Source organism: Cellulomonas sp. HZM, from assembly GCF_000708885.1.
Taxonomy (GTDB): Bacteria; Actinomycetota; Actinomycetes; order Actinomycetales; family Cellulomonadaceae; genus Cellulomonas.
Genome location: NZ_JEOE01000019.1, coordinates 1 through 15117, shown reverse-complemented (window position 1 = coordinate 15117; position 15117 = coordinate 1). Strand labels below are relative to the sequence as shown.

Sequence of the window (15117 nt, the reverse complement as noted above, 5' to 3'; positions counted from 1 at the left end):
GCCACGACGCGTCGCGGCGCGCGGCACACCCCCGATCGCGTGACCACGTTGCGTCGGCGCAGTTCGCGGCCCTCGCGCCCCTCGCCGCCCTCGCGACCCTCCCCGCCCGCCGGGGGCGTGGCGTGAAGCTTTCCGCTTCTCACAGGCGCCCAACGCTTCACGTTCGACCGCACCGCCCGAAGCTGAACGCGGTCGATAGGCGGGGCTAGTCTTTGAACATGTTCAAGGATGCGCTCGTGCTCGCCGGCCGAGGCGCCGTCGCACTGCTCGCGGTCGCCGTCGCCGTCGGGCTCCCGTTCGGCCCCTACGTGGTCGTCGTCGCTGGCTACTCGCTCGCGCTCGGCCTCCCGGCGCTCGCTATCCTCGGCGTCCCCGTGGCGCTCGGGCTCGAGGCGGTGGGACGCCGGTTCGACGCGCGCGCGATGGTCGCGCTGTACGCGGTCGTGGGCGCGGTCGTCGGCGTCGTTGTGCAGGGCGTCGTCCTGGGAGGCGAGTCGTCGGGGGGTCTCTTCCCTGCGATGTCCGTGCTCGTCGGCGGCCTGACGGCCGGTGCGGCACGGTGGTGGCACGCGAGGGCGGCCCGCCGCCTCGGTCGTCGTGCGGCGCCGCCCGAGGTCGAGGACGCCGACGTCGACTCCCAGCTCGGGCACCAGCGCGTCGACGCGTCCGACGTCCGGAGGTACGTGTGACCAACAGCCGCGAGCTGGTCCGCGACACCGCCCTGCGCCTGTTCCGCGAGCGCGGCTACGCGACCACGACGATGCGCGCGATCGCCCAGGAGGCCGGTGTCGCGACCGGCCTCGCGAACTACTACTTCCCCTCCAAGGACCATCTGGTCCAGGAGCTCTACGTCGAGGTCAACCGGGACCACGCGGTGCGGGCCGCACGCGTCCTCGAGCGGGGCGGCGACCTGACGACGAGACTTCGTGGGGTGCTGCACGCGGGCCTGGACGCCTTCGCGGAGTACCACGGCTTCGGTTCCGAGTTCGTGACGGTCGCGATCCGTCCGGGATCGGCCGCGAGCCCGTTCTCCACCGAGTCCGACGAGGCCCGCACGACGTCCCGTGCCGTGCTCGACGAGCTCGTCGCGGGCGCCGACCCGGCGGTCCCGGACCACCTGCGCGCCGAGCTGCCCGAGCTCCTGTGGCTCGCGCAGCTCGGCGTGACGCTGTTCTGGGTCCACGACGGCTCGCCCGGCCAGCGCCGCACACGCACCCTGGTGGACGGCGCCGCGCCGCTCGTCGGCCGCCTGGTGCGGCTCTCGAGGCTCCCGGTGCTGCGCGGCGCGTCCCAGGAGGTGCTCGACCTGTTCCGCGCGGTACGCGCGTGACCTGAGCCGAAGACTCGTGTGCCGCACGAGCGTGAAGCGAAAGGTCGCTGTGAGCGCATCAACGCTTCACGCAGCGCCGCACGGTGCCGAGACAGCGCCGCGCGGTGCCGAGACACGGCAGGATGGGCACGTGATCGCACCGAGCAGCAGCCCCGTGCCCGAGACCGTCGTCCTGCGGGGGCGGGTCGTGACGCCGCTGACCGTTCTCGAGGACGGTGCCGTCGTGGTCGACGGGACGACGATCGTGTGGGTCGGTCGCAGCGACCGTCTCCCGCAGGCGTGGCAGCTCCCGGACGCGACGGACGACCTCCTTCTTCCGGGCCTGGTGGACGTGCACGACCACGGGGGCGGGGGAGCGAGCTTCCCCGACGCGACGACCGCCGACGAGGTGCGAACCGCGGCGCGCGAGCACCTGCGGCACGGGACCACCAGTCTCGTCGCGTCGCTCGTGACGGCACCGCGCGACGTGCTCCTGCAGCGCACGGCGCTGCTCGCGGACGCGGTCGAGGACGGGGAGCTGGCCGGCATCCACCTCGAGGGCCCGTTCCTCTCGCACGTGCGCTGCGGTGCGCAGAACCCCGACGACATGCTCCCCGGAGACCCGACGCTGGTGCGCGAGATCGCGCAGGCGGCACGCGGCCACCTCGTGACCATGACGATCGCCCCGGAGGCGGCGGGTGTCGCGGACGGCGACGACGACGTGCTCGCGGCCCTCGTCGAGAGCGGGGCGCTGCCCTCGATCGGCCACACCGATGCGAGCTCGGAGCAGGTCGAGGCCGCGATCGACCGCTCGTTCGACCTCCTGGCCACGGCGCGGGGCGCCCGCAGCGCGCGTCCGACCGCGACGCACCTGTTCAACGGCATGCGCCCGCTGCACCACCGCGACCCGGGCCCGATCGCCGCGTGCCTCGCGGGCGCCGCGCGAGGGGAGCTGGTCGTCGAGCTCGTCGCCGACGGCACGCACCTCGCGGACGGCACGACGAAGGCGGTGTTCGACCTGGTCGGACCGGGCTCGATCGCGCTCGTGACGGACGCGATGGCGGCGGCGGGCATGGCCGACGGCGACTACCAGCTGGGCCCGATGGCCGTGCGTGTCGCGGACGGCGTCGCCCGGATCGTCACCGAGGACGGCTCGGCGGGCGCGATCGCGGGTGGCGTGGCGCACCTTCTCGACGTGGTGCGCCAGGTCGCGCGGGCGGGGATCCCGCTCGAGGACGCGGTGCGCGCCGCGTCCTCGACCCCGGCCGAGGTCCTGGGACGCCGCGACATCGGCGCGCTGGCGGCGGGACGCCGCGCGGACGTCGTCGTCGTGGACGCGGACCTGCGTCCGCGTCGGGTGATGCGCGCCGGGGCCTGGGTCGCCTGACCCCGGGCGCCCGGGGAGCGACCGTCGCTAGGCGTCGCGCGCCGGTCCGGTCGTCTCGCGCGGCGTGAGCACGGGCGAGATGAGCCGTGTCTCGGCGAGCTCGGACCCGTCGAGACGCGCCATGGCCATGTCGACGGCGACGCCGCCGATCGCGGCGGCCGGGATGTCGACGGACGTGAGCTGCTGAGGCTGGCCCACGGCGACGTCCTGCGGGCACACCGCCACGACGGACAGGTCGCCGGGCACCGAGAGCCCGCGTTCGCGCAGCGTCGTGAGCACGGCGGGCAGCGCGACCTCGTTGTGCACGACGACGCCCGTGACGTCGGGCAGTCGCGCGAGGACGCGGTCGACGGCGGCGACGGCACCCGCGTGGGACGACTCGCACGGCTCGAACACCGCCGACAGCCCGCCCGCGCGGCCTCCTCCGTGAACCCGCGCACCATGCGCGCGGCGTAGGTGGTGTGCCGGTCGAGCACGGCCTGAGGCGAGCCGACGAGTGCGACGGACCGGTGCCCGAGGTCGACGAGGTGCGCGACGGCCGCTCGTGCGGCGGACTCGAAGTCGAGGTCGACGCACGAGAACCCGCTCGTGTCGCGGGGCAGCCCGACGAGGACGGCCGGCTGTCGCTGTCGACGGAGCAACGGCAGTCGCGCGTCGTCGGCCTCGACGTCCATCATGATGACGGCGTCCACCATGGACCCGGCCGCCACCCGCTCGACGCCCGCGTGGTCGTCCTGGGTCAGCAGCAGCGCGTCGTGCTGGTCCGCGTGCCGGCGGTGGGGGGCGGCGACGCCGAGACGGTGTTCACGGTGCGGCGGGACGGCGACGTCGTGCGCGCCGAGGCGCACGGGCTCGTGGGCTCGTGGGCGCTCGCGCTGGTGCACGGCGGCGACCCGAGCGCGCCGGCAGCGGGCGCGGACGGGCTCGAGCTCGGCGTCTGAGGGGTCCCCGGCCTGGTCGCCCGACGAGGGGCGCTCGCCTGTGCCCCTCGTCGTGCCATGCTTACGCACGAGAGAGCGCTCTCTGGCGTGGTCCGACGAGCCGTCGCCCGTGTTGCGGCGGGACTGGCGGGAGCGTTCCCACGCTGTGTATCGTAACGTTTCGACAGGCCCGACGAGGGGCCGCGCGCACCGCAGGGGGTGCGCCTTGACGAAGGATCGCGAGACATGACCACGACGCTGCCGTCCGGCCGCCAGTTCGCCCCCGAGTTCCTCTGGGGATCCGCCACCGCCTCGTACCAGATCGAGGGCGCTGCCGCCGAGGACGGGCGCCTGCCCTCCATCTGGGACACGTTCTCCCGGACCCCGGGCAAGGTGCTGAACGGCGACACCGGTGACGTCGCGGTCGACCACTACCACCGTGTCGCGCAGGACATCGAGATCATGAAGGACCTCGGCCTGCAGGCGTACCGGTTCTCCATCGCGTGGCCGCGCATCCAGCCGACCGGCTCCGGCGAGGTCAACCAGGCGGGTGTCGACTTCTACGTCGATCTCGCCGACCGCCTGATCGAGGCCGGCATCAAGCCCGTCGCGACGCTCTACCACTGGGACCTGCCGCAGACTCTCGAGGACGAGGGCGGCTGGACCAACCGCCGCACGGCGGAGCTCTTCGCCGACTACGCGCGGATCATGGCCGAGGCGCTGGGGGACCGCATCCACCTGTGGACCACGCTCAACGAGCCGTGGTGCTCGGCGTTCCTGGGCTACGCGTCGGGCGTGCACGCACCGGGCGTCACGGACGACGAGGCCGCGCTCAAGGCCGTCCACCACCTCAACCTCGCGCACGGGCTGGGGGCTCGCGCCGTCAAGGAGGTGCTCGGCGAGGACACCCCGATCTCCATCACGCTCAACACGCACGTGACGCGCGCCGCGAGCGACGCCCCGCAGGACGTCGAGGCCAAGCGCCGCATCGACACGATCGCCAACGAGGTGTTCCTGCGGCCCGTCGTCGAGGGCGTCTACCCGCCCGAGGTCTTCGCGGACACCGCACACATCACGGACTGGTCCTTCGTGCGCGACGGCGACCTCGAGATCATCAAGGTCCCGCTCGAGGTGCTGGGCATCAACTACTACTCGACCGGCCGCGTGCAGCACGGCACGCCCGTGACGGGCGACGGCGAGCCCGGTCCCGACGGCCACAAGACGTCGTCGCACACCCCGTTCGTCGGCGCGACCGAGGTCGAGTTCCTCCCGCAGCCCGGCCCGCACACCGCGATGGACTGGAACATCGAGCCGCTCGGCCTGACCGAGCTGCTGCTCGACCTGTCGAAGCGCTACCCGGAGCTCCCGCTCGCGATCACGGAGAACGGCGCCGCGTTCTACGACACCGTGACCGACGACGGCCGCGTGCACGACGTCGAGCGTACGTCGTACCTGCACGACCACATCGAGGCCGTCGGCCAGGCGATGGACCAGGGTGCCGACGTGCGCGGCTACTTCGTGTGGTCGCTGCTCGACAACTTCGAGTGGGCGTACGGGTACGACCGCCGGTTCGGCATCGTGCACGTCGACTACGACACGCTCGTGCGCACGCCCAAGGACTCGTCGCGCTGGTACGCGGACCTCATCCGCACGCGAACGATCGCACCCGTCGAGGGCTGACCGCTCTGGCGTCCCCGACGCGGCAGGATGGACGCATGCCCTCCGGTCGACGGTCCTCCAAGCGTCCGTACGCGGCGCAGCACGTCGAGCTCGACGTGCTGCGCGCGTCCGGCGGTCGTAGCACCGAGGACGACGAGCAGGGCGCGTGGGTCGTGCAGCAGGTACGCGGGTCCGACCGCGAGTTCCGCTGCCCGGGCTGCGACCAGCTCGTCTCCCCGGGGACGCCGCACGTCGTGGCCTGGCGCTCCGACGGGCTGCCGGGGCAGGGGCTCGACGACCGGCGGCACTGGCACCGGTCCTGCTGGTCCGCGCGCTCGCGGCGCGGACCGAGCGGACGGGCGGGTCGCTGACGTGGGCTCGCCGACGTGGCCGACGACGGCCCCGCGGCTCGTCGCGACCGATCTCGACAACACGCTGCTCGCGCCCGACGGGACGCTGTCGACGCGCACGCGCGACGCGCTGCGGTCGGTCGCCGGTGCGGGGATCGACGTCGTGTTCGTCTCGGCGCGCCCGCTGCGTCGCCTCCAGGAGCTCGCCGAGCACGTGGACGGCCACGGGGTGGCGATCTGCTCGAACGGCGCCGCGGTGCTCGACGTCGCCACCGGTGCTCTGCTGACCGAGCAGGGCATGTCCGCGGCCGACGTGACCGCGGTCGTCGAGCGGCTGCGCACCGCGTGGGGGCCGGACGCGGTCCACTTCGCCGTCGAGCACGCACGGGGCTTCGACGCGGAGCACGGCTTCGTGGACTCGCACCCGGTGCCGCCGACGGCGCGGTTCGCCGATCGCATCGAGGAGCTGCTGCCGCACGCGACGCTCAAGCTCCTCGTGCGCACGTCGGCGCCGTGGGACGAGACCTTCCCGTCGCTCGTCGCGACCGTGATCGGGGAGCTCGGCCGCGTCGCGGACTCCGGCGCGCCGGGGCTCGGCGAGATCTCGGCGACCGACGTGACGAAGGCAGCGACCTTGCAGCGGCTCGCAGCCGACCGCGGCATCCGCAGCGAGCACGTCTGGGCGTTCGGCGACGCCCCCAACGACCTGCCGATGCTGCGCTGGGCCCGAACGTCGTTCGCCGTCGCGAACGCGTTCCCCGAGGTCCTCGCGGCGGCGTCGCACTCGTGCCCCTCGAACGCCGAGGACGGCGTCGCGCAGGTCCTCGAGCACGCCGCGGCGCTCGTCGTCGGATCGCCCGGTCGCGCCGCCACGTCCTAGGCTCGTCGTGATGAGCACCCCCATCCGATCCCTCACCGTCCTGCCCGCGCTGCGCGAGGACGTCGAGCTGCACACCGCCGACGGCCTGACGCTCGTCGGCGAGCTCGCGCTCCCGGTCGACGAGAGCGGCGCGCCGGTGCCGCCCACCGCGACGCTCGTGACGCTCCACCCGCTGCCGACGCACGGCGGCTACATGGACTCGCACGTGTTCCGCAAGGCGGCGTGGCGGCTGCCGGCGCTCGCGGGCCTCGCGGTCCTGAGGTTCAACACGCGCGGGACGTCGAGCCCTCGCGGGACGAGCGAGGGTGCGTTCGACGGCGGTGCGGCGGAGCGGTTCGACGTCGCCGCGGCGATCGAGCTCGCCGAGTTCCGCGACCTGCCCCGCCCGTGGCTCGTCGGCTGGTCGTTCGGCACCGAGCTGGCCCTCATGCACGGTCGCGACCCGGCGATCGAGGGCGCCCTTCTGCTGTCGCCGCCGCTGCACCGCGCGACCGACGCCGACCTGGACGCGTGGGCCGCGACCGGCACGCCGCTCGTGGTGCTCGTCCCCGAGCACGACGACTACCTGCGGCCCGACGAGGCCCGTCGGCGCTTCGCACGCGTGCCGCAGGCCGAGGTCATCGGCGTCGACGGTGCGAAGCACCTGTGGGTGGGGGAGCCCGCGGTGCGTCGGGTGCTCGACGAGATCGTCGGCCACGTGCTGCCGGGGCGCGGTCCGCTGCCGACCGAGTGGGACGGCCCGAGCGAGACGGCGTCCGGTGCCCTCCCGCCAGCCGTGACGCGGGCGCCCGACGAGCTCGACGAACGTGGCGACGACGACTCGGACGAGGGCGCCGCATGACGTTCCACGAGCTCCGCACCGGGACGGGCACGCCCGTGGTGCTGCTGCACGCCTTCCCGCTCGACCATCGCATGTGGCTCGACGTCGCGGACGCCCTGGAGGGCCGCACGGTCCTCGCGGTCGATCTGCCGGGCTCCGCGGGCTCGCCTCCCGACCGCCCGGAGCCGTCGGTGGACGCGGCAGCCGATCGACTCGCGGCGCAGCTGGACGCCGCAGGGGTGGGACACGCGGTCGTGGCGGGCCTGTCCATGGGTGGCTACGTCGCTCTGGCGCTCGCAGAGCGCCGGCCGGACCTCGTCGCGGCGCTCGGCCTCGTGGACACCAAGTCGACGGCGGACACCGACGACGCGCGGGCCAACCGGCTGCGGATCGCGGCCGAGGCCGACGAGCAGGGCACGGTCGCCCCCGTCCGCCCGATGGCCCAGACGCTCCTCGGCGCGAGCACACGGAACGCCCGGCCCGAGCTCCAGGAGCAGGTCGCGCAGTGGATCGAGGAGCAGCCCCCCGCGGGTGTGGCGTGGTCCCAGCGCGCGATGGCCGCACGCCCCGACCGCACGGACGTCCTCGCGGCGTTCGCCGGTCCGGCGGTGGTGGTCGTCGGGGCCGAGGACACGTTGACGCCGCTCGACCAGGCAGAGCACATGGCCGCTGCGGCGAGCGCCCCGCTCGTCGTCGTGCCGGCCGCAGGTCACCTGTCGGCGCTCGAACGGCCGGCCGCGGTCGCGGCCGCTCTCGACGAGCTCGTCGGCCGCACGGACGCGGGCCTGAACGCCGGCTGAGCCCGCACCAGCCGACCGGCGCGCCCCGTCTCGTCGCGGCGGCGAGCCCCTGCGGCTCAGTGCTGCGCGAGCACGCGGTCGAGCGCCTGGCGCAGGTCGAGCGACTCGCCGTCACGCCCACCCGCGCCGAGGACCAGCGGCGGGTCCGACGGCTCCGGCGTGACACCACGGAACCGCGCGGCGAGGCTCGGCGCGGCACGGAGCACGTAGAAGCGGCCGTGGGTGTCGACCGCGACGCTCTCGTCCACCCGCAGGTACCAGCCGACGAGCGGCGTGCGGTACCGCGCCCGCCCGTCCGACGACCGTGCGCGCAACGGCTCGGGATCGGGCCCGTGGACGCGTGCCCGCACCACGAACTCCGCGAGCATCTGCGCCGCCTGCGCGGACTCGGCCTGCTGGCGTCGTCGCAGGGCCTCGGCGTGCGCGGCGGCGGCCTCGCTGCGCTGCGCGCGCCACGCCCCGGCGTCGGTCATCGCCGCGCTGCCGTGCTCAGTCGGCCGACGACGGCTGCGGCTGCTCGTCCTGCGGGACCACCGACGGCTCGCTCGCAGCCTCGTCGCCCGCCGCACCCGACGCGGGAGCGCCCGCACTCTCGCTCGCGCCGTCCTTCGCACCGTCGGGAGCCGCGTTCGGCGCAGCGCCCTGCGGCGAGCCGTCCTTCTCCGGACCGTCCTTCTCCGCACCGCCCTGCGGCGCAGCAGCGCTCGCGGCCACCGACACCGGCGCGGGCCGAGCCTTCGTCGTGCGGGCCTTGGCCGCCTTGGCCGCCGGCCGGGCGGCACCACCGGACCCTGCCGGGGACGCCTCCTGCTGCTTGTTGAACGCGGCCTCGGCGCGGCGCGCGCGCTCGAGCGCCGCGCGGTCGGGGTCGTGCCCGAGCAGGTTGCGCAGCTCGTCGAGGTACGTGGTGATCGACTCGCGCTGGCGGTTGAGGTCCTCGACCTGACGGGCGGCGGTCGTGCGCTCGCGCTCCGACTCGGTCATGGCGTCCGAGAGCTGCTTCTCGGCGTGCTCGCGAGCCTCGGCGACCACGCGGTCGGCGTTGCGCCGCGCGTTGGACAGCAGCTCCTTGGCACCAGCCTCGGCGTCGACGCGGACCTTCTCGGCCTGGGCGAGCGCCTTCGCGACTCGCTCCTCGGCCTCGGCCGCGTGCGCCTCGGCGTCGTGCACCAGTCGCTCGGTGTCCGCTCGTGCGGCCTCGTGACGCTCGGCGTCCTCGCGCTCGGAGGCCTCGCGCTTCGCGGCGATCTCCAGCTCGGCGTCCGCGAGGCGCTGCTCGGCCTGGGCCACGAGCTCCTCGGCCCGGGCCTTCGCGCCCGAGACGGTCTCGCCCGCGGATCGGCGGGCCTCGGTCAGGACGCGCTCGGCGTCGAGGCGGGTACGGTCCGCGAGCTCACGCGACTCGCGATCCGCGCTCGCCCGCAGCTCCGCTGCCTCGCGCGCGGTGACGTCGCGCAGCTCGGTGGTCTCGCGCTCGGCGCTCTCGCGCTGGTGCGTCGTCTCGTGGTGCGCGCGCGCCCTCAGGTCGCCGGTCTCGCGTTCCGCGGCGGCGCGCAGCTCGGCGGAGTACTGCTCGGCCTCGGTGCGCATGCTGGTGAGCGTGGCCTCGTGCTCGGCACGAGCGGTAGCGATCTCGTCGGCCACGGCGGCCCGCTGCTCGCCCGTCTCGCGGTCGGCGGAGGCCCGAACGTAGGCCGCGTACTGCTCGGCCTCCGCACGCAGCGCGGCGATCTCGGTCGCGACGCGCTGCTGCAGCGCCGCGGCGTCGCGCTCGGCGGCGGAGCGGGTCGCGTCGGCGAACTCCTGCGCCTGCGTGCGCTGGGACGTCGTCTCGTCGTCGGCCTGCTGACGCAGCGCGGCGATCTCGGACGCGGCCTGCGAGCGCAGCTCGGCGACCGAACGGTCCGTGTCCTGCCGCAGCTTCGCGGTCTCCGCCTCGGTCTGCTGTCGCAGCGCGGTGGTGTCGGCGTCGGCGCTCTGGCGCAGGTCCTGCGAGTAGCGCTCGGCCTGCTCGCGCTGGGCAGTGGTCTCCTGCTCAGCGCGCGTACGCAGCTCGTTCGCCGTGCGCTCGGTCGCGATCCGGAGCTGCGTGGCCTCGTTCTCGACGCTCGCCCGCAGCGTGCCCAGCTCTCGCTCGAGCGACGCTCGTCGCTCGCTCTCCTCGGTCGTGATCGCGGACTGGATCCGTGCGGCCTCGCGCTCGGCCGAGCCGACGAGCTCCTCGGCGCGCCGCTGGGCCGCGGTGAGCGTGCTCTCGGCCTCGGTCGCCGCGGTCGTGCGCACCTCGTCGGCCTCACGCCGCGCGGTCGCGAGCAGCTCCGCGACCTCGTTCTCGGCACGAGCGCGCAGCTGGCCCGCGGAGAGCTTGGCGCGTGCGAGCGAGTCCGCCGCCTGCGCGTTCGCCTGCGTGACGACGTCCGACGACTGCTCCTCGGCGGAGCGCAGCAGCTGCTCGATGCGCGACCCGAGCCCCGAGTACGTCGGCCGCTCGGCCTCGCGGAGCTGGCGGTGCGCCTCGGCCAGCTCGGCCGACGACTGCATGGCCTTCGCGTCGAGGGCCTCGACCTGGCGGCGGGCCTCGGCGACGGACTGCTCCAGCGCCGCGATGCGCTCGTCGACCGCCTCGCGCTCGTATCCGCGGAAGTTGACGACGGGGAAGGTGGGCCGGGCGTCGGGCACGAGCGTTTCCTCCTGGGGCGGCGCCGTCGAGGCGTCCTCGGTCGAGGGCGCACGACGCACGGACGGGACCAGCCGCCAACGATACGCGGTCGGCCACCCTCGCGACCGGCCCGTCCGCCCGACCACATGGTCGTCGCACGCCGACCGCACGTCCGCGCATCGGCCCGTTCTGTGCCGACCTGCACCTCTGCCTATCCTGGAGCCGCCCATCGGAGAGGATCCCTGCGTGCCCCATCGTCTGATCACGGCTGCCGCCGGCGTCGTCGGCCTCGTCGTCATCGGCCTCGGTGTCGCGTCGGCGACGGCGTGGAAGGCCGACGACGTGCTCGTCGCCACGGCTCCGACCGGCAACCACACCCTCGTGACGGCGCCCGGGGTGCTCGAGCTCGGGGGCGACCCCGTCACGGTCCGGGCGACGACGTCCGACGGCTCGCCCGTCGTGCTCGCGATCGGCCGGGACACCGACGTGACCGGCTGGGTCGGTTCCGAGTCGCATGCGACGGTCACGGGCCTCGACGGCTGGCACACGCTCGCGGTGACGACGAAGCCGTCCGGCAGCGCCACGCCCGGACCGACGACGTCGGCGACGGCGGGAGTCACGGCGACGACCGGCGCGACCCCGACCCCGACCGCGACCTCGAGGTCCGACGAGTCGGCCACGACCGACGTCGCCGACCCGACCGGCTCCGACCTGTGGGTCGCCCAGGCGACGGGCAACGGCTCCGCCCGCCTCGTGTGGCCCGCCCAGCCGGGCCGTTGGACGCTCCTCGCAGTCGGCACCGACACCGCTCCGCAGCTGTCGCTGTCGTGGCCACGCGTCGTCACGACGCCGTGGTTGTGGCCGTGCGTGGTCCTCGGCTCGCTCCTCGTCCTCGCCGCCGCCGCTCTGCTGGCGCGCGACCGGTTCCGTGGTCGCGGGGGCGACGAGGCGCAGTGGGAGCCCGTGACGACCGATGCGATCCCCGCGGTGGGCGCAGGGACGGCTGGTCTCACGCGTCGGCAGATCCGCGAGGCGCAGGAGGCGGCACGGTCGTCGCGCCCGCGGACGGGCGCGATCCCGCGCGTCGCGGCACCGCCCGCAACCTCCCCGGCCCCGGCTCAGTCCCCGGCTCAGTCCCCTGCCCAGGACCCGGCAGTCCTCGCCGCACCGCCCGCGAGGCCCGACGTCTCGACGATCGCGCCCTCGGTACCCGTCGCGCCGACCCAGCCGCTCACGCGCCGCGCGCTCCGGACGGGCGCGATCCCGGTCGTGCCCGACCCTGTCGCCCTCCAGCCGGCTCAGCCTGGCCAGCCGGGCCGGCCCGACCGGTCCGCTGCGTCAGGGGAACCCGACGACACGACCCAGGTGATCCGTGGGATCGCCGCGACGTCGTCTGCCGAGGGCACCGGGCAGACCGAGGCGCCCCCCGAGGCCGCGCGCCCGGCGTGGCTGCGCGCCGCGCTCCCGGCGCCCGCGCCGAGTGCGGGTAGCTCATGGACGCCGCCGACGCCGACCCCCGACCCCGCCACCGGCCAGGGCACGGGCACGCCGGCGGCCCGTCCGCACGCGCGCCCCACGTGGCTGCCCGGCGGGACGAACGCCCCGACCGCCGCGTCGCCGTCGAGTCCCGCGCCGACCTCCTCCGCGGCTGCTGCAGCAGGGGAGCCCGACGCCTCGGCAGCGGACCTCGCGCAGACGATGCCGGTCGTCGTCGCCCCGACGGATCCCGCGCACGGCTCGCGCGCGGACGCGTGGCGTCGCGCCTGGGGCCTGCCGCCCACCCAGCCGGGGTCCGGGACGGACGAGGCTGGCGACGATGCAGTCTCCGATGCAGCTAACGACGCAGCGAACGATGCGGCGACCGACGCAGGGGAGGACCGATGACCGCGCGCCCCGCCCGCTCCCCGCTCGCTGCCGCACCGTCCCGCCGCCGTCGCGGACCTCGCGTCGCGGCGGTCGCGATCGCCGCGGCCCTGACGCTCACGGCGTGCGCGTCGTCGCCGCCGCAGCCGTCCCCCGAGCCCGCGCCCGCGGTCGCACCCGCGGCCGTCGTCCCGGCGCAGTCGGACCGCATCCTCGACGCGCTCGGCCTCGTGCTCGCGGCCGGCGACAAGAAGCTGGACGCCGACGCGCTGAAGCCGCGGCTCGAGGAGCCTGCGCTGACGATGCGCGGGGCCGAGTACGTGCGTGCCGACGCGACGGACGGCAAGCGCGAGCCCACGGCCCTCCCGACGACAGCCCAGGCGACGATCGTCCCGCGCACCGACTCGTGGCCACGCACGCAGGTGGTCGTGACCGACCAGCCCGACGACCTGCAGGCCCAGCGCATCCTGGTCCTGCGTCAGGACGACCCGCGGGCCCAGTACAAGCTGTGGGGCTGGTCGCGGCTGCTGCCCGGCACCGAGATGCCGCAGACCGCGCCCGCGCTGGTCGGCAGCCCGGTCGTGGCGCCCGACTCGTCGGCGCTCACGGTCGCGCCACAGGACGCGCTCGACCAGTACGCCGACCTGCTCGAGAACGGCAGCAAGTCCGATCACGCCGACGCGTTCGAGAAGAACGCGTCCCTGACGGAGATCGAGGAGCTGCGCACACGCAACGAGAAGGCGGTCAAGGGCTCGGGCACGTACGACGAGTCGTACACGGCTGACGACGAGCCGGTCGTGAGCCTCGGCACGATCGACGGCGGCGCGATCGTCGTCGGTGGCATCACGTCGGTCGCCGCGACCACCATCACGCTCAAGGGTGCGACGGTCCCGATCTCCGACCCGTTCTACCGCGCGCTGTCGGGCAAGAAGACGGCCTCGAAGAGCTTCACCCGCACGTCCACCGACGTGCTCGTCCTCTACGTTCCCCCCAAGGGCAGCGACGACAACATGCGCGTCCTCGCCTTCGAGTCGGTCATCACCGGCGCGAAGGCGAGCTGACGCCAGGCCGCCGCGCGGCCCCTGTGCCGATCTCCGCCCGGTCCGCTCCCACGACGAAGGATCACGACATGTCGCAGCCTCCTGGTTCCCGTCCCCGTCTCGACGCGCGGGGTGCCGTCGACCTGTCGGCCTTCACGCGGCCCGCGACGCCCGCGCCGGGGACACCCGGCGGGCTGCCGGCCCCGGGCGCGTACGTCGTCGACGTCGACGAGGCGTCTTTCCCGGATCTCGTCCAGCGCTCGACGCAGCACCCGGTCGTGGTCGTGCTGTGGGCGTCGTGGAGCGAGGTCAGCCAGAGCGCGATCGCCGACCTTGCCGACCTCGCCGACGAGGACGCGGGCCGCTGGCTCCTGGCACGCATCGACTCCGAGGCCAACCCGAACGTCGCGGCGGCCTTCCAGGCGCAGTCCGTGCCGTCGGTGGTCGCGGTGCTCGCAGGCCAGCCCCTCCCGCTCTACCAGGGCGCACCCCCGCGCGAGCAGGTCCGCGGCGTGATCGACCAGGTGCTCGCCGCCGCGGAGGCGAACGGCCTGACGGGGACCGTGACTCCGGCGGACACCTCCGCCGCTCCCGAGCCGGAGCCCGAGCCGCCCCTGCCGCCCCTGCACCAGGCGGCGTACGACGCGATCGAGCGCGACGACCTCGACGCGGCCGTCGCCGCGTACGAGCAGGCGCTGCGTGAGAACCCGCGCGACGACCTCGCACGCGCCGGCCTGGCCCAGGTCCAGCTCCTCGTGCGCACGCGGGGGGCCGACCTCCAGGCGGTCCGCGCAGCGGCCGCGGCTGCGCCGCACGACGAGCAAGCACAGCTGGCCGTCGCCGACCTGGACGTGCTCGGCGGCAAGATCGACGACGCGTTCGCCCGCCTCGTCGACCTCCTCGCGGCCACGAAGTCGGACGCGGTGCGACAACGGCTCGTCGACCTGTTCGAGGTCGTGGGCTCGGCCGACCCGCGCGTCACCTCCGCCCGCCGGGCGATGGCCAACGCCCTGTACTGAGGGGCACCGCCGGTCGCCGAGCAGGTGTCCTCGCAGTTCAGAGGGCCAGCGGGGCCATGTGGCGGCCGTCACCACGGTGCGGATTTGCTCCTGGCGCGACCTCCTGCGTAATGTTCTCGACGTCGCCCGGCAGGGAGGAACGGACACCAGGGATCGAACCCGGTGGCTGGTCCCGCAGGCGGCTACAACCCCGATCGGATCGCAGGCCACCCAGTGCGCCCTGAACCCGATCGGATGGAGCTCGACCAGATCCACGACGCGCCGATGAGGCGGGTTGACGAACTGGAGCGGCTCCGCTAAGTTAGAACGGTTGCCTCCGGGCAGGTCGAGAGACTGAATCGGATGCGCGTCTGTTCCTTGAGAACTCAACAGTGTGCCAAGTAGTCGATGCCATATGGCTCATCTTTGATG

The 15117-nt window shown here is 74.6% G+C and carries 15 protein-coding genes; 12 read left to right on the top strand and 3 right to left on the bottom strand.

Annotated elements, in window-relative coordinates:
• The first annotated feature begins 218 nt into the window (after window positions 1–218).
• From AW16_RS0111175 to AW16_RS0111165, 3 genes are all read left to right on the top strand, one after another.
• Window positions 219–689 (top strand): hypothetical protein, encoded by a 471-nt coding sequence (locus AW16_RS0111175; protein WP_029290415.1) that lies wholly within the window; start codon window positions 219–221, stop codon window positions 687–689.
• On the top strand, window positions 686–1330 hold the full coding sequence (locus AW16_RS0111170; protein ID WP_029290414.1) for a TetR/AcrR family transcriptional regulator: 645 nt from the start codon (window positions 686–688) through the stop codon (window positions 1328–1330). The genes AW16_RS0111175 and AW16_RS0111170 overlap by 4 nt, the downstream gene beginning before the upstream one ends.
• A 130-nt stretch (window positions 1331–1460) precedes the next feature.
• Entirely contained in the window at window positions 1461–2696 is a 1236-nt protein-coding gene (locus AW16_RS0111165; protein WP_231496028.1) for an N-acetylglucosamine-6-phosphate deacetylase, read from the top strand.
• Between the two features lie 27 nt (window positions 2697–2723).
• On the opposite strand, the gene AW16_RS18140 is transcribed toward AW16_RS0111165, so the two are convergent.
• Window positions 2724–3272, bottom strand: a complete 549-nt coding sequence (locus AW16_RS18140) for a substrate-binding domain-containing protein (protein ID WP_231496027.1) — start codon at window positions 3270–3272, stop codon at window positions 2724–2726.
• Between AW16_RS18140 and AW16_RS18800 the strand changes: the two genes are divergently transcribed.
• From AW16_RS18800 to AW16_RS0111135, 6 genes are all read left to right on the top strand, one after another.
• Window positions 3158–3637 (top strand): hypothetical protein, encoded by a 480-nt coding sequence (locus AW16_RS18800; RefSeq protein ID WP_051681880.1) that lies wholly within the window; start codon window positions 3158–3160, stop codon window positions 3635–3637. The two genes, AW16_RS18140 and AW16_RS18800, sit on opposite strands and share 115 nt — an antisense overlap.
• Window positions 3638–3862: 225 nt before the next feature.
• Window positions 3863–5296, top strand: coding sequence for a GH1 family beta-glucosidase (locus tag AW16_RS0111155; RefSeq protein WP_029290410.1), 1434 nt, complete (start codon window positions 3863–3865; stop codon window positions 5294–5296).
• A gap of 35 nt (window positions 5297–5331) precedes the next feature.
• Complete coding sequence (locus AW16_RS0111150; protein ID WP_029290408.1) at window positions 5332–5646, top strand: hypothetical protein; 315 nt, start codon at window positions 5332–5334, stop codon at window positions 5644–5646.
• Between the two features lies 1 nt (window position 5647).
• Window positions 5648–6505 carry an HAD family hydrolase gene (locus tag AW16_RS0111145; protein ID WP_034648871.1) on the top strand — a complete coding sequence of 286 codons (858 nt, stop codon included), beginning with the start codon at window positions 5648–5650 and terminating at the stop codon, window positions 6503–6505.
• Window positions 6506–6515: 10 nt separating this feature from the next.
• Window positions 6516–7346, top strand: coding sequence for an alpha/beta hydrolase (locus tag AW16_RS0111140; protein ID WP_051681879.1), 831 nt, complete (start codon window positions 6516–6518; stop codon window positions 7344–7346).
• On the top strand, window positions 7343–8125 hold the full coding sequence (locus tag AW16_RS0111135; protein ID WP_029290403.1) for an alpha/beta fold hydrolase: 783 nt from the start codon (window positions 7343–7345) through the stop codon (window positions 8123–8125). The genes AW16_RS0111140 and AW16_RS0111135 overlap by 4 nt, the downstream gene beginning before the upstream one ends.
• Before the next feature lie 56 nt (window positions 8126–8181).
• Here AW16_RS0111135 and AW16_RS0111130 read toward each other — a convergent pair whose 3' ends face one another.
• Window positions 8182–8598, bottom strand: coding sequence for a hypothetical protein (locus tag AW16_RS0111130; RefSeq protein ID WP_029290401.1), 417 nt, complete (start codon window positions 8596–8598; stop codon window positions 8182–8184).
• A 16-nt stretch (window positions 8599–8614) separates the two neighbouring features.
• Entirely contained in the window at window positions 8615–10804 is a 2190-nt protein-coding gene (locus tag AW16_RS17755; RefSeq protein WP_231496026.1) for a hypothetical protein, read from the bottom strand.
• 226 nt (window positions 10805–11030) lie between these two features.
• Here AW16_RS17755 and AW16_RS0111120 point away from each other — a divergent pair, with 226 nt between their 5' ends.
• The 3 genes from AW16_RS0111120 to AW16_RS0111110 all read left to right on the top strand — a co-directional run bounded on the left by AW16_RS0111120 (window position 11031) and on the right by AW16_RS0111110 (window position 14706).
• Window positions 11031–12668: a hypothetical protein gene (locus AW16_RS0111120; RefSeq protein ID WP_029290397.1), complete on the top strand. Its 1638-nt coding sequence runs from the start codon at window positions 11031–11033 to the stop codon at window positions 12666–12668.
• Window positions 12665–13708 carry a hypothetical protein gene (locus tag AW16_RS0111115; RefSeq protein ID WP_029290395.1) on the top strand — a complete coding sequence of 348 codons (1044 nt, stop codon included), beginning with the start codon at window positions 12665–12667 and terminating at the stop codon, window positions 13706–13708. The genes AW16_RS0111120 and AW16_RS0111115 overlap by 4 nt, the downstream gene beginning before the upstream one ends.
• A gap of 68 nt (window positions 13709–13776) precedes the next feature.
• A complete protein-coding gene (locus tag AW16_RS0111110; RefSeq protein WP_029290393.1) occupies window positions 13777–14706 on the top strand; it encodes a tetratricopeptide repeat protein in 930 nt (309 codons plus the stop codon).
• Window positions 14707–15117: the final 411 nt, after the last annotated feature.